Source organism: Shewanella sp. WXL01 (assembly GCF_012263345.1).
GTDB lineage: Bacteria > Pseudomonadota > Gammaproteobacteria > Enterobacterales > Shewanellaceae > Shewanella > Shewanella maritima.
This window is the reverse complement of the sequence record NZ_JAAIKQ010000008.1, coordinates 1-22,057: the sequence shown is the minus strand read 5'-3', so window position 1 is coordinate 22,057 and position 22,057 is coordinate 1. Positions and strand designations below refer to the sequence as shown.

At 45.0% G+C, this 22,057-nt stretch carries 21 protein-coding genes; 11 read left to right on the top strand and 10 right to left on the bottom strand.

All coding sequences use genetic code 11. The annotated features are described in order from the left end of the window. Positions 1-125 precede the first annotated feature (125 nt). A complete protein-coding gene (locus G3R49_RS15600) occupies positions 126-1,403 on the top strand; it encodes a competence/damage-inducible protein A (protein WP_167870304.1) in 1,278 nt (425 codons plus the stop codon). A gap of 94 nt (positions 1,404-1,497) precedes the next feature. Here the strand turns inward: G3R49_RS15600 and G3R49_RS15595 are convergent, their stop codons facing one another. From G3R49_RS15595 to argE, 3 genes are all read right to left on the bottom strand, one after another. After that, positions 1,498-2,049, bottom strand: a complete 552-nt coding sequence (locus G3R49_RS15595; RefSeq protein ID WP_167870303.1) for a DUF1439 domain-containing protein — start codon at positions 2,047-2,049, stop codon at positions 1,498-1,500. Positions 2,050-2,087: 38 nt separating this feature from the next. Then, complete coding sequence (gene ppc / locus G3R49_RS15590; RefSeq protein ID WP_167870302.1) at positions 2,088-4,736, bottom strand: phosphoenolpyruvate carboxylase; 2,649 nt, start codon at positions 4,734-4,736, stop codon at positions 2,088-2,090. Positions 4,737-4,883: 147 nt separating this feature from the next. Further along, positions 4,884-6,035, bottom strand: coding sequence for an acetylornithine deacetylase (argE, locus tag G3R49_RS15585; protein WP_167870301.1), 1,152 nt, complete (start codon positions 6,033-6,035; stop codon positions 4,884-4,886). Between the two features lie 245 nt (positions 6,036-6,280). Between argE and argC the strand changes: the two genes are divergently transcribed. The 5 genes from argC (at position 6,281) to argH (ending at position 11,754) form a co-directional block, all read left to right on the top strand. Further along, the gene (gene argC, locus G3R49_RS15580; protein WP_167870300.1) at positions 6,281-7,261 is read left to right on the top strand and encodes an N-acetyl-gamma-glutamyl-phosphate reductase; all 981 of its coding nucleotides are present in this window, start codon (positions 6,281-6,283) and stop codon (positions 7,259-7,261) included. A gap of 9 nt (positions 7,262-7,270) precedes the next feature. Further along, positions 7,271-8,050 carry an acetylglutamate kinase gene (gene argB, locus G3R49_RS15575; protein WP_167870299.1) on the top strand — a complete coding sequence of 260 codons (780 nt, stop codon included), beginning with the start codon at positions 7,271-7,273 and terminating at the stop codon, positions 8,048-8,050. Positions 8,051-8,061: 11 nt separating this feature from the next. Continuing rightward, positions 8,062-8,967 (top strand): ornithine carbamoyltransferase, encoded by a 906-nt coding sequence (locus tag G3R49_RS15570; RefSeq protein ID WP_130600118.1) that lies wholly within the window; start codon positions 8,062-8,064, stop codon positions 8,965-8,967. A gap of 82 nt (positions 8,968-9,049) precedes the next feature. Beyond that, entirely contained in the window at positions 9,050-10,273 is a 1,224-nt protein-coding gene (locus G3R49_RS15565; protein ID WP_130600120.1) for an argininosuccinate synthase, read from the top strand. Positions 10,274-10,386: 113 nt separating this feature from the next. Continuing rightward, positions 10,387-11,754 carry an argininosuccinate lyase gene (argH, locus tag G3R49_RS15560; protein WP_130600122.1) on the top strand — a complete coding sequence of 456 codons (1,368 nt, stop codon included), beginning with the start codon at positions 10,387-10,389 and terminating at the stop codon, positions 11,752-11,754. A gap of 156 nt (positions 11,755-11,910) precedes the next feature. Here the strand turns inward: argH and G3R49_RS15555 are convergent, their stop codons facing one another. The 6 genes from G3R49_RS15555 to ccmA form a co-directional block, all read right to left on the bottom strand. After that, positions 11,911-12,552, bottom strand: a complete 642-nt coding sequence (locus G3R49_RS15555) for a chromophore lyase CpcT/CpeT (protein ID WP_165399008.1) — start codon at positions 12,550-12,552, stop codon at positions 11,911-11,913. 193 nt (positions 12,553-12,745) lie between these two features. Further along, positions 12,746-13,243: a cytochrome c maturation protein CcmE gene (ccmE, locus tag G3R49_RS15550; RefSeq protein ID WP_130600126.1), complete on the bottom strand. Its 498-nt coding sequence runs from the start codon at positions 13,241-13,243 to the stop codon at positions 12,746-12,748. Beyond that, entirely contained in the window at positions 13,240-13,440 is a 201-nt protein-coding gene (ccmD, locus tag G3R49_RS15545) for a heme exporter protein CcmD (protein WP_130603435.1), read from the bottom strand. Before ccmD ends, ccmE begins: the two co-directional genes overlap by 4 nt. Continuing rightward, positions 13,440-14,186, bottom strand: coding sequence for a heme ABC transporter permease (locus tag G3R49_RS15540; protein ID WP_130600128.1), 747 nt, complete (start codon positions 14,184-14,186; stop codon positions 13,440-13,442). The genes ccmD and G3R49_RS15540 overlap by 1 nt, the downstream gene beginning before the upstream one ends. Beyond that, entirely contained in the window at positions 14,187-14,873 is a 687-nt protein-coding gene (gene ccmB, locus G3R49_RS15535; RefSeq protein WP_130600130.1) for a heme exporter protein CcmB, read from the bottom strand. Between the two features lie 9 nt (positions 14,874-14,882). Continuing rightward, a complete protein-coding gene (ccmA, locus tag G3R49_RS15530; RefSeq protein WP_130600132.1) occupies positions 14,883-15,533 on the bottom strand; it encodes a cytochrome c biogenesis heme-transporting ATPase CcmA in 651 nt (216 codons plus the stop codon). 323 nt (positions 15,534-15,856) lie between these two features. On the opposite strand from ccmA, the gene G3R49_RS15525 reads away from it, so the two are divergent. After that, positions 15,857-16,150 (top strand): cytochrome c5 family protein, encoded by a 294-nt coding sequence (locus tag G3R49_RS15525; RefSeq protein ID WP_130600134.1) that lies wholly within the window; start codon positions 15,857-15,859, stop codon positions 16,148-16,150. Positions 16,151-16,295: 145 nt separating this feature from the next. Here G3R49_RS15525 and ccmI read toward each other — a convergent pair whose 3' ends face one another. Continuing rightward, complete coding sequence (gene ccmI, locus G3R49_RS15520) at positions 16,296-17,567, bottom strand: c-type cytochrome biogenesis protein CcmI (protein WP_130600136.1); 1,272 nt, start codon at positions 17,565-17,567, stop codon at positions 16,296-16,298. A 421-nt stretch (positions 17,568-17,988) separates the two neighbouring features. Here ccmI and G3R49_RS15515 point away from each other — a divergent pair, with 421 nt between their 5' ends. From G3R49_RS15515 to G3R49_RS15500, 4 genes are read left to right on the top strand one after another with little or no spacing between them, the layout of a single operon-like run. Next, the gene (locus G3R49_RS15515; RefSeq protein WP_130600138.1) at positions 17,989-19,959 is read left to right on the top strand and encodes a heme lyase CcmF/NrfE family subunit; all 1,971 of its coding nucleotides are present in this window, start codon (positions 17,989-17,991) and stop codon (positions 19,957-19,959) included. An 18-nt stretch (positions 19,960-19,977) separates the two neighbouring features. Continuing rightward, a complete protein-coding gene (locus tag G3R49_RS15510; RefSeq protein ID WP_130600140.1) occupies positions 19,978-20,532 on the top strand; it encodes a DsbE family thiol:disulfide interchange protein in 555 nt (184 codons plus the stop codon). Continuing rightward, the gene (gene nrfF / locus G3R49_RS15505) at positions 20,532-21,011 is read left to right on the top strand and encodes a heme lyase NrfEFG subunit NrfF (RefSeq protein ID WP_130600142.1); all 480 of its coding nucleotides are present in this window, start codon (positions 20,532-20,534) and stop codon (positions 21,009-21,011) included. The genes G3R49_RS15510 and nrfF overlap by 1 nt, the downstream gene beginning before the upstream one ends. A gap of 22 nt (positions 21,012-21,033) precedes the next feature. Next, a complete protein-coding gene (locus tag G3R49_RS15500; RefSeq protein WP_130600144.1) occupies positions 21,034-21,663 on the top strand; it encodes a TlpA disulfide reductase family protein in 630 nt (209 codons plus the stop codon). The last annotated feature ends 394 nt before the right edge of the window (positions 21,664-22,057 follow it).

The following is a 22,057-nucleotide window of genomic DNA, read 5'->3' as shown; positions in this document are numbered from 1 at the left end:
TAGCTCAACCCCATTTCTGTTCTTTTGGTTATTAAACCCGAATTAACCCGCTTGTCATCTTATTGTCCTTGCTTTTACCGAGTGCCTTGCCTAAGTTACTAGCACTTGCTTTATAGGGAGCCGTAATGAAAGTTGAAATGATCTGCACTGGTGAAGAGGTGCTGTTGGGCCAAATTGTCGATACTAACGCAGCGTGGGTTGCCAATGCGCTGATGGATATCGGCATTGAAATGCAACATAGGGTTACCGTTGGCGACCGCATGCAAGACCTCGTTGATGCTTTTCGTGAGCGTAGTCAGCATGCTGATGTCATCATTGTTAATGGCGGATTAGGTCCAACAACGGATGACATGTCAGCTGCCGCTATGGCAACCGCTAAGGGTGAACAATTAGTCGAGAATAAAGAGTGGATAGCCCGTCTTGAGGCCTGGTATCAGCGAAGTGGCAGGCAGATGCCTGAAAGTAATCGTAAACAAGCCTTGCTTCCCCAGTCTGCTGTCATGGTAGACAACCCTGTAGGTACCGCCTGCGGCTTTCGAGTTAAACTGAATAATGCCTGGTTATTCTTCACCCCAGGTGTGCCATTTGAGCTTAAGCAGATGATAAATGATCAGTTTATTCCGTTTATTCAGAATGAACTGGGCGCAAAAACCAATACCAAGATCACTAAGCTGTTAACCATTGGTCAGGGAGAATCTGCACTGCAAGACCAATTATCAACGCTGTCGTTGCCTGACGGAATTGAATTAGGCTACCGCTCCTCAATGCCTCATATTGACGTTAAGATTTTCGCCCGTGGTGACCAAGCAATCAACAAGCTCGCTAAGGTGACAAAGGTTGTTAAAGCAAATCTAGGTGATGTCGTGGTGGCTACGGAGCGCGCCACCCTTGCTGAGGAGATCCATCACCGTTTGTTCCAATCAGGCATAAGCTTGGCGTTAGCTGAGTCTTGTACCGGAGGCTTGCTCGCCAGTCAGCTAGTCGATTTTCCTGGTAGTTCTTCCTATTTGCACCATGGGCTAGTTACCTATAGCAATGAGTCTAAAGTGCAGTTACTCAGGGTGAAGCCACAAACCTTGGATGATCATGGTGCAGTGTCGATAAAAACGGTTGAGGAAATGGCCGAAGGCGCTCGAGGTCTACTTGATAGTGATTACGCGTTAGCTACTAGCGGTATCGCAGGCCCCGATGGTGGGACCGATGAAAAACCAGTTGGCACAGTCGCAATCGCATTAGCTGTTAAGGGGGGCGGCGTTCACAGCCAAATGCTTAAGTTCCCTATTAAGAAGCGAGGTATCATTCGCGGTGTGAGCGCCGCTGTCGCCTACGATATGCTGCGTAGAGCCTTATTAGGTGAAGCGGTTATTGTCGATTACCCATCGTATTATCGTTATCCAAAGTAGCCAATATCTAGGCTAAAGCGGTATAGATGGTGTCCTAAGGAATATAGATAGCGATGTAAGTAACATAGCTAGGCAGTGTTCAGTCACAGCTTAGCTAAAATTTAATGACAATTTTACCTGTCTCGACTTTAATCTCTTCCGCGAATTTTGCCATTAATGCTTGATTGCTATCGCGTTCGTCTAGGGTGTAGACAGGCTGCGTTTGTAAAAAACTGCTGACGAAATTGATTAACTGAGGTGAGATCTGTTTAAGTGCGTTTTCGATTTCTTCTGGCTCAGCGCTCACCTTGGTCATGTTTAACCCTCGCAAGTAAATACTCTTTGAAGATTTGTCGTACCAAGGCGTTGCTTCAAAAGTTAGCGTTAACTTCGCAGACATTGGCATCAGCGGATTGTTGACCGATACCTTGGCATTGGCGGTTAACGCCATAATGTCAGGCTTATCACCTAAGCTGACTTCCTTGTCATTGAGGTTAATCGACATACCAATTAAACGGTTGCCCTGATTGACCTCAAAGTGCATTTCTTTGTTTAAGTGGTTCTCTATTTCTCGCTCGCTAATGCTGTATTGGCTAGCACAGCCAGCCAATACCGATAAGGTTGCGATAGTTAACCATTTAGCCAGGTGCTTTAGCGGTAAACCCATAGATTAGCCCTTGCTCCTTAGTGCGATATCTTTAACAGCTAGCCAGTGTTACGCATACCTGCCGCTACACCCGCGATGGTGAGCATCAGCGCCAATTGTACATTGTCAGAAGGTGACTCCTCTTTACGAGTACGAGCTAACAGCTCGGTCTGTAAGAAGTTTAGCGGATCAATGTAAGGATTACGCAATTTCACCGATTCCTGGTTCCATGGCGTGTGCGACATTAACTCGTCAGACTCTGTGAGTGATAACACAGTCTCAATGCCTTGACGTAAGCGGTCACGTAGCTTCTTACCTAATGGTCGTAACGGTTCTTCAACCAAACTACGTTCATAGTATTTGGCAAGATTTGGCTCTGCTTTCATGTAAACCATTTCTAGCATAGATAGGCGAGTTTCGAAGAACGGCCATTGCGATTGCATTTCTTGTAGTAGTTGCTTCTCACCACGCTCCATTGCCGCTTGCAGTGCTTCTCCGGCGCCTAACCAGGCTGGCAGCATCAAACGGTTCTGTGACCAAGCAAAAATCCAAGGGATTGCACGTAGGCTTTCAATACCGCCATCAATTCTGCGTTTAGCTGGGCGACTACCTAACGGCAGTTTGCCGAGTTCAACTTCAGGGGTTGCGCTGCGGAAATAAGGTACGAAGTCTTTTTCGCCGCGTACAATGCCGCGATAAGCATCAACAGATTCAGCGGCAATGCGCTCGATACATTCACGCCAGTGAGCTTTAGGCTCTGGAGGTGGTAGCAATGTCGCTTCCATCACGGCTGAGGTATAAAGCGCCAGTGACTGCACTGCAAGTTTTGGTAAACCAAACTTAAAGCGGATCATCTCGCCTTGCTCTGTTACGCGAATGCGACCATCTACTGAGCCAGGTGGCTGAGATAGAATCGCTTTATGTGCAGGTCCACCGCCGCGACCAATTGAGCCACCACGACCGTGGAATAGCATTAGTTTTACATCTGCTTTTTTACACACTTCTACAAGCTGCTCTTGAGCACGATATTGTGCCCAGGCCGCAGCCATCACACCGGCATCTTTAGCAGAGTCAGAATAACCAATCATGACTTCTTGCATGCCTTTGGTATAGCCGCGATACCAATCAATGTCTAACAGCGCGGTAATACAATCAGCTGCGCCAGTTAGGTCATCTAGGGTTTCAAATAGCGGCACCACGCGCATAGGGTGTTGACAGCCACTTTCTTTTAGAAGTAGCAGCACTGCAAGAACATCAGACGGATTACTTGCCATTGAAATCACATATGAACCTAGTGCATTGGCTGGCTGTTTAGCCACTAGTTTGCAAGTGGCTAGTACTTCGGCCACTTCATCACTTGGTTGCCAAGTTGCTGGAATGAGTGGGCGCTTACCCGTTAGCTCACGCAGTAAAAACGCCTGCTTTTCTGATTCATCCCAATGGTTATAGTCACCCATACCCAAATAGCGTGTAAGCTCTGCGACGACGTCGCTGTGACGCTCAGCATCCTGCCTGATATCTAGGCGCAGCATATGGATGCCAAAGCAGCTTAGGCGGCGCAACATATCAAGTAGTAAGCCATTGGCAATCAAACGCATTCCACAGTCGCACAGGCTGGTGTACAGCATCAATAGCGGCTTGTGTAAGTCATCAAATTGCCAAATGAGTTCACTCGTATCAGCATCTGGGTGATGACCGTCAATACGCTCATTTAAGTAGTCGATGGTCGCTCTTAGTTTGCAGCGCAGCTCGCGCAGCACGTCACGGTATGGCTCCATGCTGTTATGCGTGGCAGCGAGTAACTCGTCATTCGCTTGTTCCATCGACAGATCGCTGATTAAAGTGACGACATCTTTTAGATAGAGTCTTGCAGCTGCGTGACGATTACGCAGTAACACTTCTTCAGTGACTTTAGCGGTGACAAACGGGTTGCCATCGCGGTCGCCGCCCATCCAGCTTGAGAATTTGACTGGGCAGATATCGATTGGCAACTGTTCGCCAATGCGCTGCTCAAGCTGATCACTGAGTTGGCGCAAGAAATCAGGTATTGCGTGCCATAAAGACGATTCAATAGTGCTTAAACCCCAACGAGCCTCATCAACTGGTGTTGGTCGCTCGTGGCGGATTTCGTTGGTGTGCCAGATCTGTGCGATAAGTTGGCGCAAACGCAGGGTTGATTGCTTGCGCTCACGGTCTGTCAGTTGTGGGTTTTCTTGTTCGGTCAAGCAGTCGACTACAGATGAGTATTTTTGAATTAAGGTGCGACGTGAAATTTCGGTTGGGTGAGCTGTCAGTACTAAGTCAATATTAAGCTCGCTTAAGCAGTGCAGTACGTCGTCTTTGTCAAAGTTGGTGTTAAGTACGCGCCCAAGTAACTGCTCCACAGGATCGGGCACACAGACAAGCTCGTCACAGTTTCGGCTAATAGTATGGAACTGCTCGGCTAGGTTTGCTAAGTTGAGGAACTGATTGAATGCTTTAGCAAATGGGACTAACTCTTCGTCGGGAAGTGAGGTTAACAGTGCCAGCATTTGTTCTCTAGCGGCTTCATCACCCTGGCGTGACTGTTTGGCTAAAATACGGATCTGTTCTACTTTTTCTAAAAATGCAGGCCCGAGGTGACTTTGCATGGTCTCACCAAGAATTTGACCTAAGTTACCTACATTTGATCTCAGTGAGGCGTACATATCCGCTGTTTCAGTTGTCATAAAGACTTCCCCAAAAAATAAACCTTCCTTGAACAATAACCATCGCAGCGAATTGGGTCAATAACTAATCAATCTATCTTGAAATAAAATTTCGTTAGATTGTTACAGTTTTAGCAATTGCTCAACAACTGAATTCAATACGCTGGGTTATTGAATACAGGCTTGATAGATGAGTTTTTTAAGTAGCTCAACTGTAGGCTTCATATATTCCAGCCCAATGAACTCATCAGGTTGGTGAGCCTGCTCAATACTACCCGGACCAAGTACCAAAGTCTGGCAACCAAGTTGCTTAATATAGGGCGCTTCGGTGGCATAGTTGACCACTTCTGCTTGCTTACCTGCCACTTGTTCAACAATTTTGGTCCATTCATCATTTAAGCTACCGGCAAAAGGCTCAGAGCCTGGATAAAGTGTGCTGATGCTGACACTGCCAGGATATTGTTTAGAGATGTCCTCAAGATAGTTGATCACCATTTGCTCTAGTTCAATTAAAGGCATACCGGGTAAGGGCCTTAAATCAATGTGTAAGTCACAACAGCCGCAGATTCTATTTGCCGCATCACCGCCATGAATACTGCCAAAGTTCATGGTTGGGTAGGGCACGCTAAAGGCATCTTCGCGATAGTTTTCTGCCAAATGTTGTTTTAGTTTGAGCAATTGCCCAATCACCAAGTGCATAATTTCGATGGAATTGAGCCCTTTAGCCGGATCGGATGAATGACCGCTGCGACCGATGATCTTAATTCCCTGCGCCAAATGACCTTTGTGCATATATACAGGTTTCAAACTGGTCGGCTCGCCGATGATGGCGAAATCAGGTTTGATTTCTGTAGAGTTAGCAAATGCCTTGGCGCCATTCATGGTGGTTTCTTCATCTGCGCTGGCAAAAATAGTCAGTGGTCTTTTGAACTCATTAATAGGTAGGTCTTTCAAGGCTTCAAGCACTAATGCGAAAAAGCCTTTCATATCGCAAGTACCTAAGCCATACCAACGATTATCTCGCTCGGTAAGCGTGAATGGGTCATAGCTCCAACGCCCTTCATCAAACGGAACTGTATCAGTATGCCCCGCGAGTAATAAACCTCCATCACCTTGACCTAAGCGGGCAATCAAATTGTGCTTCTCGCGGGTATTTGCCACCTTAGGGCTAGTACACTCAAACCCTAAGTCATTAAACCAGCTTTGTAGCAAATCTATCACTGGTTTATTGCTGATATCTTCAGCCGATTCTAATGAGCTGATTGATGGGGTAGCGATCAATTCACTAAAGCTTGTTTTAAGATCTGGCAGCTTACTCATGAAATCTCCATAAAATATTTATTCAAAAATATTGCATAAGTATAAAGTTGTGATAGTCTAGCAAACACTTAATAGCACTACCATAACCCCGATAGTAAAAATGAAAACAAACACCAGTACAGTTAGCTACAACAATTTGCGTTTTTATCTGATTTCGCCTTTCCGTCGACGATAAGTAGTCACCTTGGGCGAAAGCCTATTGCTCCATTGTTCACTTTTAACATGACACTTATAAGAAAAGATCTATGAAAAATATCGCAATTATTGGTGCTAGCGGTTATACCGGTGCCCAAATTACTCAGTTGATCAACGCTGATGCTAACCTTGATATTCAGGGTATCTACGTCTCAGAAGCAAGCCTTGATAAATACAAGCCGCTTAGCGAGCTTTATCCTTCTTATCAAGATATTAGTCTAAAACTGCAGCCACTTACCCAGCAGGCAAAACAGCATATTATTGCAACGGCCGATGCTGTGGTACTCGCGACCGATCATGCAGTGAGTCTCGCTTTGGCTGCCGAGTTTCATGCGCAAAAGCTCGCCGTGTTCGACCTAAGCGGTGCTTATCGTTTTGAAGATGCAGCGCAATACCCTAAGTGGTATGGCTTCGAGCATACGCAGCCGCAACTGCTTGCACAGGCGGTATATGGACTTGCCGAATGGAATAAAGAACAAATTACCCAATCGTCTATGGTTGCAGTGCCAGGCTGCTATCCAACCGCATCGCTGCTGGCACTAAAACCGTTAACCGATTTATTTGCCGGCAGTTTACCGGTTATCAATGCCGTTAGTGGAGTAACAGGAGCTGGGCGTAAGGCGCAGCTACATACGAGTTTTTGTGAAGTTAGCCTGACACCTTACGGCGTGCTTGGGCACAGGCATCAACCTGAAATCGCCACCCAACTGGGTCATGAGGTGATTTTCACCCCGCATCTTGGCAACTTCAAACGTGGTATTTTAGCCACTATTACTGTTCAGCTAAAAGCGGACACCACAGCTGAGCAAATTGCTAAAGCATTTAGTGTTTATGACGATGAGCCGTTAGTTCGTGTAAAGCAAAACCTTTTCCCGAAAGTTGATGATGTGGTGCATACCACTCAGTGTCATATCGGTTGGAAATATGATGCCAACAACCATCATATTGTGATTGCTAGCGCGATTGACAACCTCATGAAAGGTGCTGCGAGCCAAGGACTGCAGTGCATTAAAATTCACTTTGGGCTTTAAGGTAATCACATGAATCAATCCAATACATTAGTGATTAAAGTCGGCGGCGCTTTATTGCAGCAACCGCAAGCCATGGCAAATTTGATGGCCGCTTTGAAGTCGATGATTGCCGCGGGGCAACATGTGGTGTTAGTCCACGGTGGCGGTTGCCTTGTTGATGAGCAGTTACAGGCTAATGGTAAGCAAACAGTAAAGTTAAATGGTTTACGAGTTACCCCTGAAGATCAAATCGACATTGTTGTAGGAGCATTGGCGGGTACTAGCAATAAATTGTTGCAAGGCGCAGCAATTAAAGCGGGTGTGACTGCAGTAGGAATGAGCTTAACTGACGGTCAAAGCGTTTCAGCCAAGATTAAAGCTAAGGAGCTAGGCTTAGTGGGCGAAGTTGTGCCAGGTAATCCAGCATATCTACAGTTTATGTTGTCGCAAGGCTGGCTGCCTGTATGCAGCTCGATAGCCATTGATCAGCATGGCAATCGCCTAAACGTCAATGCCGACCAAGCTGCAGCCGCAATTGCACAATTACTGGATGCCACCTTGGTATTGTTGTCAGACGTACCGGGCGTGCTCGATGCGTCACGCTCATTAATCCCATTTTTAAACCAACAACAAATTAGCCAACTTGTGTCAGATGGTGTGATCGAGAAGGGAATGAAGGTAAAAGTTGAGGCGGCATTAGACGTGGCTCAGCAATCTGGCATTGCCGTTAACATCGCATCATGGAAAGACACCCAAGCACTAATTGGTTTTGCTAATGGCGTTAGCCTTGGCACTCAGATCCAACCCTAGGAGATACCAAAATGAATCATCTTCTTTCGATTAAAGACTTAACTCAAAGCCAATTGCTACAACTGTTGGCGCTGGCAAAGCAAATTAAGGCGAATCCTCAAGGTTATGCACAAGCATTAGCAGGCAAAAGCGTTGTCATGCTATTTGAAAAGCCGTCTTTGCGAACTCGAGTAAGTTTCGATATCGGCATTAATAAGCTAGGTGGTCACGCGCTTTATCTTGATCAGCAAAATGGTGCGTTAGGTAAGCGCGAGCCGGTATCAGACTTTGCTAGCAATATTTCATGTTGGGCTGATGCAATTGTGGCGCGCACCTTTGCTCACTCAACTATCGAGCAGTTGGCTGAGCATGGCACTGTACCAGTGATCAATGCGCTGTCAGATATGTATCACCCATGCCAAGGGCTTGCTGATTTCCTCAGTTTGTCAGAAATGTTTGATGACTTAAGCAAGGTGAAGCTTGCTTACATAGGTGATGGCAACAATGTGACCCATTCACTGATGTATGGCGCGGCATTACTCGGTGTGCAAATGACAGTTGTTTGCCCTAAAGGGCATTTCCCTGATGGTCAGGTTGTGTGTGAAGCGCAGCAAATCGCTGCCGAGCACGGCGGTAAGTTAGTACTAACATCAGATATTAATGAGCTTGGCGAGCAGGATGCGATTTACACCGATACCTGGATTTCGATGGGCGATAGTACCCCAATGGCTGAAATTGAAGCTAAGTTTAAGCCATATCAAGTGACTGAAGAGTTAATGCAAGGTGCAGGTGCCAACTACTTTATGCATTGCTTACCGGCCTACCGTGAGGTTGAGGCGACTGCCGCTGTGGTTGATGGCGAAGGTTCACTGATATTACGTCAAGCGGAAAACCGCATGCACGCGCAAAACGCGGTATTGGTGACCTTACTCGGGTAACACTCAGCGTAAATTAGTTAACCCGTAAATTAGATTGAAACAAATTACATACGTTAAAAAGATTAAAGTTAGGAACAGCAACATGGCAATTAAGCAACACGATAATGATGTGAAAAAGGTAGTACTTGCTTACTCTGGTGGCCTTGATACCTCAGCGATTATTCCCTGGTTAAAAGAAACCTATAACAACTGTGAGATCGTCGCCTTTTGCGCAGATGTGGGTCAAGGTGATGAAGAGTTAGAAGGTTTGCATGAAAAGGCAATCGCTTCAGGTGCTTCTGAATGCTATATCGTCGATTTAAAAGAAGAGTTAGTCGCTGATTATATTTACCCGACCATTGCCACTGGCGCCATTTACGAGGGTACTTATTTATTGGGTACCTCAATGGCAAGACCAATTATCGCCAAGGCTCAGGTCGAGGTTGCGCGTAAAGTCGGCGCAGATGCCGTATGTCATGGCTGTACTGGTAAGGGCAACGATCAGGTGCGTTTTGAAGGCTGTTTTGCGGCATTAGCGCCTGATTTAAGAGTTATCGCTCCATGGCGCGAATGGTCGATGGTTAGCCGTGAAGACCTGCTTGATTACTTAGCTGAGCGCAACATTGCGACTACGGCTTCTGCAACTAAGATTTATAGCCGTGATGCTAACGCTTGGCATATTTCCCATGAAGGCGGCGAGTTAGAAGATCCATGGAATGAGCCAACGAAAGAAGTATGGACCATGACGGTAGCGCCTGAAGATGCGCCTAATGAGCCTGAATATGTATCGCTGACGTTAGAGCAGGGCAAAGTGACCCAGGTAAATGGTGAGAGCCTAACGCCTTATGGAGCATTAATGGCACTTAACGAGATTGCCGGTAGGCATGGCGTCGGGCGTATTGATATTACCGAAAACCGTTTAGTGGGTATGAAGTCTCGTGGTTGCTACGAAACGCCGGGTGGCACTGTGATGTTTGCCGCGCTCAGAGCAATTGAAGAGTTGGTGCTAGATAAAACCAGCCGCGAATGGCGTGAACAAGTTGGCGCGCAAATGGCGCATCTAGTGTATGACGGTCGCTGGTTTACACCTTTGTGTGAGTCATTACTTGGGGCGTCTAAGCCGTTAGCAGATTTAATTAACGGTGAAGTGGTATTAAAGCTTTATAAAGGTCAAGCAAGCGCGGTGAAGAAGCGCTCGCCAAACAGTTTATATTCAGAAGAGTTTGCCACTTTTGGTGAAGATGAGGTTTATAACCAAAAAGATGCAGAAGGCTTTATCCGTCTCTACTCATTGGCCAGCCGAATTCGTGCATTAAACACCAAATAACCCTTAACGCATTATTTGCAAGAACGGGGCTACTTATGAGCCCCGTTTGTTTTTAGTTACCAGAGTTTAGCTACAAGAAGTATAGCAACCAGATTACTTAAGAGGACAACACAATGGCATTATGGGGTGGCAGATTCCAAGGTGAAAGCAGTGCTTTGTTTAAGCAATTCAACGACTCATTACCGATTGATTACCGCTTGTTCGAGCATGATGTCGTTGGTTCGATTGCTTGGGCTGATGCTATTGCCAGCGTGGGCATTATTACCGAGCAAGAATGTGCTGATTTAAAACAAGCACTAAATGAGCTGCTTCAAGAGTTTGCTGATAAACCAGAGCAAATAGCAAGCCATGGTGCAGAGGATATTCATAGCTATGTTGAGCAACAGCTAATTGCCAAGGTTGGTGATTTAGGCAAAAAACTGCACACAGGTCGTTCACGTAACGATCAAGTCGCTACTGACTTGAAGCTATGGTGTAAAGCTCAGGGTGAATCGCTACTGGCTAAGTTGGGGACTTTACACGCAGAGCTATTGGCACTTGCCGAGCGTGAAGTTGACGCTGTAATGCCTGGGTATACCCATTTACAACGGGCGCAACCTGTTACCTTCGGCCATTGGTGCTTGGCTTATGTCGAGATGTTTGAGCGGGATATTAGCCGCTTACAAGATGCACTAAAACGTGCGGATACTTGCCCGCTAGGTAGTGGCGCACTTGCTGGCACGGCTTACAGTATGGACCGTTATGCAATTGCTGCAGCACTGAACTTTAGCGGCCCAACACTCAATAGTCTAGATACGGTGTCAGACAGAGATCATGTTGTCGAGCTATGCAGCAGCGCATCGATCAGCATGATGCATCTAAGCCGTATGGCAGAAGACTTAATCTTCTTTAACTCAGGTGAAGCTAACTTTATTTCGCTAGCTGATAATGTCACGTCTGGCTCATCACTAATGCCACAAAAGAAAAACCCCGATGCATTAGAGTTGGTGCGTGGTAAAACGGGTCGGGTTTATGGCGCGCTGGTGGGCATTTTAACTACCATGAAAGCATTGCCGCTTGCTTACAACAAAGATATGCAAGAAGACAAAGAGGGCTTGTTTGATGTGGTAGACACCTGGTCTATTTGTTTAGATATGACTGCACTTGTGTTGTCGGGCTTATCAGTTAACCGTCCGCAAGCATTGCAAGCGGCGCAGCAAGGTTATGCTAATGCAACTGAGCTAGCTGATTATTTGGTGGCTAAAGGCATGCCATTTAGGGAAGCCCACCATGTTGTCGGTGAGGTTGTTGTATTTGCTATCAACCAGCAAAAGGCGATTGAGCAACTTTCGGTTGCTGAGTTGAAGCAGTTTGCAGAGCTAATTGATGATGATGTGTATCAAGACCTGACAATTGAAGAGTGTTTAGCTAAGCGTGACGTATTAGGCGGCACAGCTGTCAATCAGGTCAAAGCCGCGATAGCAACAAAGCTCGGTCAGTAAGAGCGCTCAACGCAGATAACTCCCTATTATAGGGGCATCTGTTTCAGGTGCATCTGTACATCATTAAATGCAAAAGCCATAGCAACCTGCGTTGCTATGGCTTTTTTGTATCTTGCTAAGAGCTATGATGATTGCTTGTGATTGTTATGGCTAGAGCTACTGCTTAATAAAGTCGTAACCTGCTTTCACCGCGCCCCAAACCTGCTCTCCACTGGCATCAAAGCCGCGATCCCAGCTCATAATGCTATCTGCGGTAACTGTTACTTCAGAGGTGGCATAGCTTGCACCGCGCAGTTTACTTTTACATTCGTCAGCTTTGGTTGAGCCAATGTACGCTGCGCTGTCTGCTGACCAGGTTAGGTAAACAGTACACCCTTGCTTTTCAGTCAAATCTTTAGGGCTTAATTTACCTAGTGGATTGGTGTCTAGGTAATCGCCGGCATAGTCTTTTGGGTTGGCAAAGGTGTATACCTTGCTGGCAAATTCTGTTTCTGAAATAGCGCTTATCTCATATACCCGCTGACGATACGGCTCTTTTAAGTGAGTGGCAGCCGCTTGCTCAACATACAGCCAGGTTGATTTTTCTGATGGCCAAATCTGCACCATATTCAAATGGATATTAAAGAAGTCTTTGTCATCAATTGACTGTTGTTCACTGGTAAAATGGCCTTGCATCCAGCCAAGTAGTCGAGCTTGGTTTTCTTGAGTGAGATCAGCTGCATTAGCTTGTGATACAGAGGTGATTAGCGCGCAATTAGCAATACCGATTGCCATCACTGTTTTTGAAAAAAGTGTCACAGGAACTCCCTTCCAATTGTTTAAATTGCAGCCAACGGTAAACAAATTTGAGGCTATAGGCAAGGGTGCGTAGCAAAACTGACACGTAATCATTGATTTAAAGAGGATTTGGCTAGGAAGCACAGTCAGTGGTAACAATTTACAAAAAAGCCAGTCGTGATGACTGGCTTTGTAGATTGAAACTCATATGAGTTTAGTAAGACTTTTTCTCACCTTGCTGCTCACTGTAGTCAAGCTTGTTATGGCCTTGACCCATAGCTTCAGCTACTTCTGGTGGCATATAGTTTTCGTCATGCTTCGCCAGTACTTCGGTTGCTTCTACTTTACCTGGCTCGATTAAGATACCCTGGGCAACAATACCTTGTCCTTCACGGAACAGATCTGGTAGTAGGTCATCGAAAGTCACCATGATAGCGCCGCCAAATGAGTCATGAATTTCGAACTCAACGTGCAGGCTGTCAGGATCACGAACTAGTGTACCTACTGTTACCATACCACCTACGCGGATACGTTGACCGATTTCAGGTTTAACACCCGTGTCTTGCTTACCGTTAACAATTTCATACGGTGTGAAGAATAGGTTTAGATTTGAGTTTAGAGCATATAGCAATAACGATGCGACAACGGCAACACCACCAATTAAAGATAAGGCTAGTGCGAGTCGCTTTTTACGTCTTGGATTTAGGTTCACTGTTTGTTACCTCTTGATTCTTTAAGTCTGGCTTCACGAGCGATTTTGGTCGCGATTTCTGAAAGCACAGCACGTTTTCTGCGTGCGCTGGCAACAATCAAAATTGCCAAGCTAGAGAAGGTGACACCGTATGCAAGCCAGACATAAAAGCCGTAGCCGCCCATATTGAAAAAGTCGCTGATAGAGTCAAACTGGATCATTTGGCTACCTCTTGTGTTGCTAGCGCGCGAACCCACGGGCGCATGCCATTGCGGGCTAAGATTTCACTGCGGAAACGAACTAGGGTTACTGCGCCAATCATCATACCGAAACCAAAGATGTTGATGAGAAGCGGCATTAGCATTTCCATCGGCATTGTTGATTCTTCGGTGATCTTAATGGTTGCTGGTTGGTGCAAGCTGCTCCACCATTCCACTGAGTACTTGATAATTGGAATATTAATCACACCAACGATAGCTAAAATACCAGCAGCGCGAGCAGCTAGGACCTTGTCTTCAAATGATGCGTATAGTGCAATAACACCTAAGTACAAGAATAGCAGGACTAACTCAGAGGTTAGGCGTGCATCCCAAACCCACCAAGTTCCCCACATTGGCTTGCCCCAAGTTGCGCCGGTAAATAGTGCAATAAACGTCACTACCGCACCGATAGGAGCGATAGATGCTGCAGCCCAGTCAGCTGCCTTAATTTGCCAAACCAGACCAATAAATGACGCTGTTGCCATACCCATGTAGGCCGCCATTGACATAGATGCAGCAGGCACGTGGATAAAGATAATGCGATAGCTGTCGCCTTGTTGGTAGTCAGTTGGTGCAAACAATAAGCCCCAAGTTGTACCTACACCAATAAGTGCGATTGCTAAACAAGCAAACCAAGGTAGTAACTTGCCTGCGAGATTATATGAACGCTCTGGATCAGCGTATGAATTAAGCCATTTCCACATTTAGTTTGTACTCACTCGTAATGAAGCGCCAATAGCAATTGGAGCCAAAATTAAAGAACCAGCCAACATTGCGCCTATGATGGCAAGGTGACCAGTGTAAGGTAAATTCATTCCTGCGGCATCAATCGCGCTGGTGGCAAAAATTAGCACCGGAATATACAGCGGTAGAATTAACAAGCTGAGTAATACGCCGCCTTTTCTTAAGCCTACAGTTAGTGCAACACCAATGGCACCCAGCAAAGATAATACCGGTGTACCTAAAGCTAGAGTTGCAATTAGCGCACCATAGCTATTGGTTTCAAGGTGTAATAACACTGCAAGTAATGGCGCAACTAAAATGAGTGGTACGCCAGTTAAAATCCAGTGAGCAAGTACTTTAGCTAATACCATTAAAGACAACGGCTGCGGGCTAAGTAGCATTTGCTCTAAGCTACCGTCTGCAAAATCAGCTTTAAAAAGTCGCTCTAAAGACAGCATTGATGCGAGTAATGCTGCAACCCAAATAATACCTGGTGCGACGCGAGTTAGTACTTGTGGCTCAGGGCCGATACCTAATGGGAATAGGGTAACAACCATGATAAAAAACAATAATGGATTAAAAATATCGCCGCGATGACGAATAGCAATTTTTATATCGCGTTTAAGTAGCGTAATAAAAGCGCTGGTGTAACTAATACCTCTATTCATTGCGATACCTTATACAAAGCGATAATCGAGTCGGATTTTTCGTAGCTGCTCGTCGCTTACTACGCTCATATCCTGGTGAGTGGTAAGGATAACGCAACCACCAGACTCAGCGTGTTTGATAAATAGTCTTTCAAGCTCTTCCACGCCTTTCTTATCAATGGCCGTAAAAGGTTCGTCTAATATCCAAACGCGACAGTTGGTGTGCCACAATCTTGCTAGGGCGGTACGTCTATGCTGCCCTGCAGACAAGTGACCAGCTAATGCATCTTCAAATCCACTCAGATTAACATTCGCAAGAATATCCGAGGTATCAAAGCCATCATAGCCGCTGATTCTTAAATTAAAGTTAAGGTTCTCTTCTGCAGTTAGCTCACTTTTAACGCCAGCAAGATGCCCCAGGTAGAGTAGGTCGTGGTTAAACTCATCGCGGCATCGAGTGATGTCTTGACCTTGATAATGTACCTCTCCCGCGTATGGGCGAGACAGTCCAGCGATGATACGTAAAAGACTCGTTTTACCTGCACCATTTGGACCTTCAATCTGGACAATATCGCCCGCATGAATATCAAAACTGAGCTCATCAAATAGAATGCGCTCTTCACGAATACAGGTTAATTCGTTGGCATGAACTAGCACGTTTGTTTGTGGTTTTTGTGTCACTTAGCCCTCGGTTTTCTGGTGAGGATGAATCGAAAAAGATACTAACATAAAGCGATTTGCGGGTTTACCTTTGTTATCTTTTGTCTTTCAGCAATTTGACTTAGTTCCAATAACATTGACAAAGTTGGAACTTTTTCAACATTTTCTAATATATTAATGATTTTGAGAATTTTGTCTTTTCTGCTAGGGGGAAGGTGAGATTGTTATCACAAAAAGGTGAGTTTATTTGCAGTTTGTAGTATTCTTGCTGTGAAAAAGAGTCTGCCTCCGTAATTTAAGGCAGCCACAAGCCTTGTATTTATTACATTTAGGAACGCATAAAGATGAAAAAATTGTTAGCAATGTCTGCAGTAGCTGCTCTAACTTTGTCTGCAAATGTTTTTGCTCAGGATGGTGAGGCTGTTTATACCAAAGCATGTCAAGTATGCCATAGCATGGGTGTTGCAGGCGCTCCAAAAGCTCACGACGCTGCAGCTTGGGAACCACGCTTAGCTAAAGGTATGGACGCACTAATCGGTACAGTTAAGTCTGGTATGAATGCTATGCCACCAGGTGGTATGTGTACTGACTGTAGTGATGAAGACTACAAAGCTGCTATCGAGTTCATGTCTAAGTAAGATTTGACTTTGACGCTCTAAAAAAAACCGGCCAATTAGCCGGTTTTTTTGTGGATTGTATTTGTAATAGTATTTGTGTTTGCCATGAAACAGCACCTGTTGTTGCTGTCTCTAATTACTGCACTTTTACTATTGCACTATTTTGCTACTGCACTAGGGTATCTAGGGTCAGTGTGGTAGTGCCACCAACAGCAACGGCATCAATTTTACCTTGTAAGTCACCTGCTTGTGGCTTAACACTACCATGCTTTGAAAGTACCGCAATAATCTCTACTTCTCTAGCGCCGCTAAGTTTTACGTCACCACCCATCGATGTACTGTCATCTAAAGTAATCGTCGCTGGTAAGCTATTAGCGCTGATCTTCGTTGCTGCCAGTGGCACTTTAGGGCCAGAAGTTGCGCGAGCAAATACAAAGATCATGTCAGTTGAGTCTACTTTGTCAGCAAGCTCTGCAGAAACTTCAATATTTACATCGACGGTTTTGTTGCCGCTAGCTTGAGCTTGTTTGTTCTTTAGTGGGTTGTGTGCGTCGTCATTTGGCATTGCACCCACGTCAGATTGCATACTCATTTTTGCAGATTGAATTGCGTTCATTAATGCGGTGCGGTCTACGTCTTGACGATCGCTATCTAAGATCATTTGCCATGCGTCAATCGCTTTTTGGTATTGAGCAGTAAAGAATGAGTCCATACCAATTAGCAGTAATGTTGACGGGTCTTGCGGGTCCATCGACAATGATTGATCAATAATACCCTGGATTTTAGGGGTAATTTTTTGACCTGCAGCATAGTACATAGCGGTTGCTTTAGGCCCTAGTAGTTCTGCATGAGTACCCACTAGCTCCATGACTTTATCAAATGCGGCAATTGCTTGATTGTACTGACCTGCTGAAATGTAGGCATGACCCAATGAGAACCATGCTTGGCTGTTTTCAGGCTCAGATTGAACCTGGGCTTCCATCATTTGCAGACGTTGAGCCATTACTTGTTCTTGAGTCATACCTTCATGTGGGCTGCGCTGTGCCTGAGGTGGGTTTGCTAACTCTTTATAAGCACCAAGCTCCTGGTAGAAGTAACCACATACACCGACAACAGCAACAGTCATGATTGTAGGCCAAAGTACGCTCTTTGGTTTAGCAACTTCGGTAAGCGAGTCATCACCTTCTTGCTTCATATCTTGAAGTAGGCTGATCTCTAGCTCTTTCTTAAGGGCATCGAACTCTCGCTGGTCCAATAGCTCTTCTGCTAGCTCTTGTTCCAATACGCCAAGACGTTCGTTAAATAGTTCTAGGTTGGTTTGTTTACGTACACCCGCTTCTTCAGCTTGCAGTAACTTTTGCTGGCGGAAATGCGGGATCCAAATCATTAACAGGCTAATGAAAAGGGCAAGCGCGATAAAAATCCAAAATGTGGTCATTGTTTCAATATTCACTTTTAGTTTAAAGGAAAAGCAGCAGTTTCCGCTTTGGCTTGAGAGGTAGATTATACGGAAAGATTATTCATTGAACAGTAATATACGTCAGAACTAAACCCAAAAATTGATAGTTGAGTGTTGGTTCACAGATCGAAACATAATGTAAAAATCGTCTGAAACTTAATACTGTGATGTGGGTCGTATGGGATGCAAATGTAAACATAAGTTTTTGTTGAAGTAAGTTAACATAATGAGACAAGTCACCCAGTTTTGCATCAAAATGGCAGACATTCGGCTTAGTTAACACTAGAATAATTTAAAATTCGTTTAAGCTAATGTGATTATATTTGCTTAGTTACGCATAGCGTTTTTGTGAGTTGAAAAACTCAAATTAACTTAGATCTCTGTAGATTAAGGATCTCCCATGATTCCAGAACTTGGACACTTTTCACTGATTATTGGATTGGCGTTTGCCTTTCTTCTAGCTAGTGTGCCATTGATAGGTTCGGCCCGTAAGGACCCATATTTAGTGAGATTTGCATGGCCGCTTGCATACGGCATGTTCTTCTTTATTACTATTTCGGTCATCACCCTAGGTTACAGTTTTGCGGTTGATGATTTCTCTGTTGCTTATGTAGCGCATCACTCTAACTCTCAGTTACCTATCTTCTTTAAGATTGCCGCCGTTTGGGGTGGTCACGAAGGTTCACTACTGTTCTGGGTGTTCTCGTTAACGGTATGGGCAGCTGCGGTAGCCATGTTTAGTAAAGGCTTAGAAGAAGTCTTTACCGCAAGGGTATTGTCAGTGCTGGCGATGATCATTGTCGGTTTCACCTTGTTTATGATTCTGACTTCAAGCCCGTTCGAACGTTTATTTCCAATTCCTGCAGAGGGGCGTGACCTTAACCCTATGCTGCAAGACGTTGGTCTGATTTTCCATCCGCCAATGCTTTACCTAGGTTATGTAGGTTTTGCTGTTAGCTTTGCGTTTGCTATTGCAGCGTTAATGAGTGGTCGTTTAGATTCAGCTTGGGCACGTTGGTCTCGTCCTTGGACGCTAGCTGCTTGGGTATTCTTAACCGGCGGTATCTCATTAGGTTCTTGGTGGGCATATTACGAATTAGGCTGGGGCGGCTGGTGGTTCTGGGATCCAGTCGAAAACGCTTCATTTATGCCTTGGTTGATTGGTACAGCGTTAGTTCACTCACTTATTGTGACTGAAAAACGCGGTGCATTCCGTAACTGGACAGTATTGCTATCTATTTTTGCATTCTCATTAAGCTTGCTGGGTACCTTTATTGTTCGTTCTGGTGTTTTAACATCGGTTCACTCGTTCGCTGCAGACCCAAGTCGCGGTATGTTCATCCTATTACTGCTTGGTTTGGCAATTGGTGGCTCTTTAACCTTGTTCGCTTTCCGTGCAAGTGAAATGAGTAGCCCAGCGCGTTTTGAACTTAAGTCGAAAGAAACCATGCTTTTGGTTTGTAATGTGTTGCTAACGGTGGCGTGTGGTACGGTATTACTTGGTACACTTTATCCGCTACTTATCGATGCATTGGGCATGGGTAAGATTTCTGTAGGACCTCCATACTTTAACGCTGTATTTGTACCAATCGTACTTGTGCTATTTGGTTTTATGGGGATTGGTCCAATCATCCGCTGGAAGAAGTCTAAGCAAGGCGAGATTAAGCGTCAGCTACTTGTTCCTGCAATCGTTTCAGCTGTTGTTGGTCTAGCGACCCCATTCCTAATGGGCGGAGAGTTTAACCTTTGGGTTGTATTCGGTATTGGTACCGCGACGTGGATCACTTTGGCGTCAATTAAAGCGGCTTACAATATCTGTAAAACCAAAGATGGCGACTTTATGCTAAGCCGCTTGGGTCGTAGCCAGTTAGGTATGATTATTGCTCACCTTGGTATCGCGATGTCTGTAGTTGGCGCAACCATGGTGTCGAACTACTCAGTTGAAAAGAGTGTTCGTATGGGCCCAGGTATTAGTCATGAGCTTGCGGGTTATACCTTTAAGTACATTGAGACTAAGAATGTCGTTGGTCCTAACTACACTGCTAAACAAGGTCAGGTAGAAGTGTACAAAGGTGATGAGTATGTGACGCTGCTGCGTCCAGACCGTCGTCAGTATAATGTACGTACAATGGACATGACTGAAGCGGGTATTGATTGGGGCTTCTTCCGTGATTTATATATCACAATGGGTGATCCTCTAAGCATGACTCAGTTTGCTGTTCGCCTTAACTACAAGCCATTTGTACGTTGGTTGTGGATCGGTTCAATCTTGATGATGGTCGGTGGTTTCCTATCAGCATCTGATAAACGTTACCGTGTAAAAAAAGCAGCAACAGAAAAAGCTGCCAAAGATAATTTAGCCACAGCCTAAATTTGTAACGGAGAAAGTATGAAAAAGTTGGTGCTGTTTATACCTTTAGTCTTGTTTCTTGGTATGGGGATATTCCTATATCAGGGGTTATTCCTTAACCCACAGAAACTAGAATCAGCTTTGGAAGGTAAGCCCGTTCCGGCGTTCAAGCTCGAAAAGCTTGAAAACGCCAGTGAATTTATCACCAATGAAGATCTTAAAGGTCAGGTATCAGTATTAAACGTCTGGGCAACTTGGTGCCCAGCGTGTAAATACGAACACCCGTTCTTAATGATGCTAGCTCGCCAAAACATTATGCCTATCTATGGTATTAACTATCGTGATGAGCGTGGCGCGGCAATTCGTGAATTAAGACGAGAAGGCGACCCATACGAGAAAAACATCTTCGATGTAGATGGCCGCTTAGGTCTAGATCTTGGGGTGTATGGTGCGCCTGAAACCTTCATTGTTGATCATAACGGCATCATTCGTTTCCGTTACGCAGGCCCAATCGATCAAAACATTTGGTCTGAGACTCTTTACCCTATGGTGAAGCAGCTACAAGCTGAAGCCAAGAAAGAAGGAGTATCTTAATGCGCGCATTCGCGATAATAGTGAGTTTATGTTTGACCTTGTTTGTTGCCACTCAAGTGGCAGCAACACCAGTAGACACTTATGAGTTTAAATCTGACAACAACCAAAAGCGTGCACTATCACTTGCGCACTCATTACGTTGCCCACAATGTCAGAACCAGAACCTAATCGACTCAAATTCACCGGTAGCCCAAGATTTACGTCTTGAGGTTTACAAAATGGTGGACGAAGGTAAGAGTGACGATGAAATCGTGAACTTCATGACAACACGTTACGGTGACTTTGTACTTTATAAGCCTAAGCTTGATTCTAAGACTTATATTTTATGGGGTGGTCCATTTGTGCTTCTAGCGATTGGTTTATTCGTTGCTCTAGTGTTTGTGCGTAAACAACGTAAAGCTGTTGAGATTGACCAAGGTTTATCTGAAGAAGACCAAAAACAACTCGACGAATTGCTTAATCGCAATAAAGACTCTTAACCATAATAAGCGTATTAAAAGAATGAAGTTAATTCTTACCGCTATCTTATCTTTGACCCTGATGGTGAGTGTGCACAGCCATGCTTACCCAGGGATGAAGCCTAAAGAAGCTAAGCAGTCACAATCGACATTAGATAAAATCAATGTGTTGCCAACGCCGTTTCCCATTGACTTGGTTGACTTCAGCAGTCTTGCTGGAGAACAAGTCGACTTTGAGGCATTTCGCGGTAAAGTGGTTGTGGTTAATATGTGGGCCACATGGTGTCCGCCTTGTGTACGTGAGCTGCCGGCACTTAAGCGTCTTGGCATAGCATTAAATAAAGAAGATTATGCACTAATCCCAATTTCAATTGATGCAGAAGGTGAACAAATCGTGCAGCCATTTTTGCAATCTCTCGAAATGGGGGACTTTGTTTCTTATTTTGATCCGATGCAAAACTTAAGAGCTGTGTTCCCGCTCGAAACTATTCCAGCGACGTTTATTTTAAATGAACAAGGCGAGTTGGTAGCGTTCGTACGTAGTTATGTAGATTGGGATGACGAAAATGCGATTGAGTTTCTAGCCCAGTTTAGTTCGAAGACTAAAGTCGAAGATAATCAAGATCAAGCTAGTGATGCAGAAAGCCAGGCAGTAAAGGTTCAAGCTGAATAGAATAATTACAGCTTAAATGACACGCTAAATGTTTAAAAAAGATCGCTTTTGGTGAAATGATCGTCAAGCGGTCTTTTTTATGGTTTAAATTACAAAAACAGCTTGCGCAAATAAATCTGCTCCCTATAATGCGCTCCCACTGACTTACAGGACGTAGGGAATGCCAAAGCTTGTCTGGAACAAGCTTGGTAGACACGGCGCAGCGGCCAGCACGAGGTGTAGGTTGCAAGTTCGACAGTTTGATTTGAAGGCATTTAAGCCACTCAAATCAAGGCGAAAAGAAAGTTTGAAAAAACACTTGACGCCGAGATGGGAAAGCGTAAAATACGCAGCCCTGACCCGATGAGCCAAGCGCGAACGGGATGCTCTTTAACAATATGACAAGTATATCTGT

What these genes read in the sequence shown, in the direction of transcription:
- argC (WP_167870300.1), top strand. Translation starts at nt 6,281, where the DNA reads ATGAAAAATATCGCAATTATTGGTGCTAGCGGTTATACCGGTGCCCAA.
- argB (WP_167870299.1), top strand. Translation starts at nt 7,271, where the DNA reads ATGAATCAATCCAATACATTAGTGATTAAAGTCGGCGGCGCTTTATTG.
- ccmB (WP_130600130.1), bottom strand. Translation starts at nt 14,873, where the DNA reads ATGAATAGAGGTATTAGTTACACCAGCGCTTTTATTACGCTACTTAAA.
- G3R49_RS15510 (WP_130600140.1), top strand. Translation starts at nt 19,978, where the DNA reads ATGAAAAAGTTGGTGCTGTTTATACCTTTAGTCTTGTTTCTTGGTATG.
- G3R49_RS15600 (WP_167870304.1), top strand. Translation starts at nt 126, where the DNA reads ATGAAAGTTGAAATGATCTGCACTGGTGAAGAGGTGCTGTTGGGCCAA.
- G3R49_RS15595 (WP_167870303.1), bottom strand. Translation starts at nt 2,049, where the DNA reads ATGGGTTTACCGCTAAAGCACCTGGCTAAATGGTTAACTATCGCAACC.
- G3R49_RS15500 (WP_130600144.1), top strand. Translation starts at nt 21,034, where the DNA reads ATGAAGTTAATTCTTACCGCTATCTTATCTTTGACCCTGATGGTGAGT.
- nrfF (WP_130600142.1), top strand. Translation starts at nt 20,532, where the DNA reads ATGCGCGCATTCGCGATAATAGTGAGTTTATGTTTGACCTTGTTTGTT.
- G3R49_RS15515 (WP_130600138.1), top strand. Translation starts at nt 17,989, where the DNA reads ATGATTCCAGAACTTGGACACTTTTCACTGATTATTGGATTGGCGTTT.
- argE (WP_167870301.1), bottom strand. Translation starts at nt 6,035, where the DNA reads ATGAGTAAGCTGCCAGATCTTAAAACAAGCTTTAGTGAATTGATCGCT.
- ccmI (WP_130600136.1), bottom strand. Translation starts at nt 17,567, where the DNA reads ATGACCACATTTTGGATTTTTATCGCGCTTGCCCTTTTCATTAGCCTG.
- argH (WP_130600122.1), top strand. Translation starts at nt 10,387, where the DNA reads ATGGCATTATGGGGTGGCAGATTCCAAGGTGAAAGCAGTGCTTTGTTT.
- G3R49_RS15570 (WP_130600118.1), top strand. Translation starts at nt 8,062, where the DNA reads ATGAATCATCTTCTTTCGATTAAAGACTTAACTCAAAGCCAATTGCTA.
- G3R49_RS15525 (WP_130600134.1), top strand. Translation starts at nt 15,857, where the DNA reads ATGAAAAAATTGTTAGCAATGTCTGCAGTAGCTGCTCTAACTTTGTCT.
- ppc (WP_167870302.1), bottom strand. Translation starts at nt 4,736, where the DNA reads ATGACAACTGAAACAGCGGATATGTACGCCTCACTGAGATCAAATGTA.
- G3R49_RS15540 (WP_130600128.1), bottom strand. Translation starts at nt 14,186, where the DNA reads ATGTGGAAATGGCTTAATTCATACGCTGATCCAGAGCGTTCATATAAT.
- G3R49_RS15565 (WP_130600120.1), top strand. Translation starts at nt 9,050, where the DNA reads ATGGCAATTAAGCAACACGATAATGATGTGAAAAAGGTAGTACTTGCT.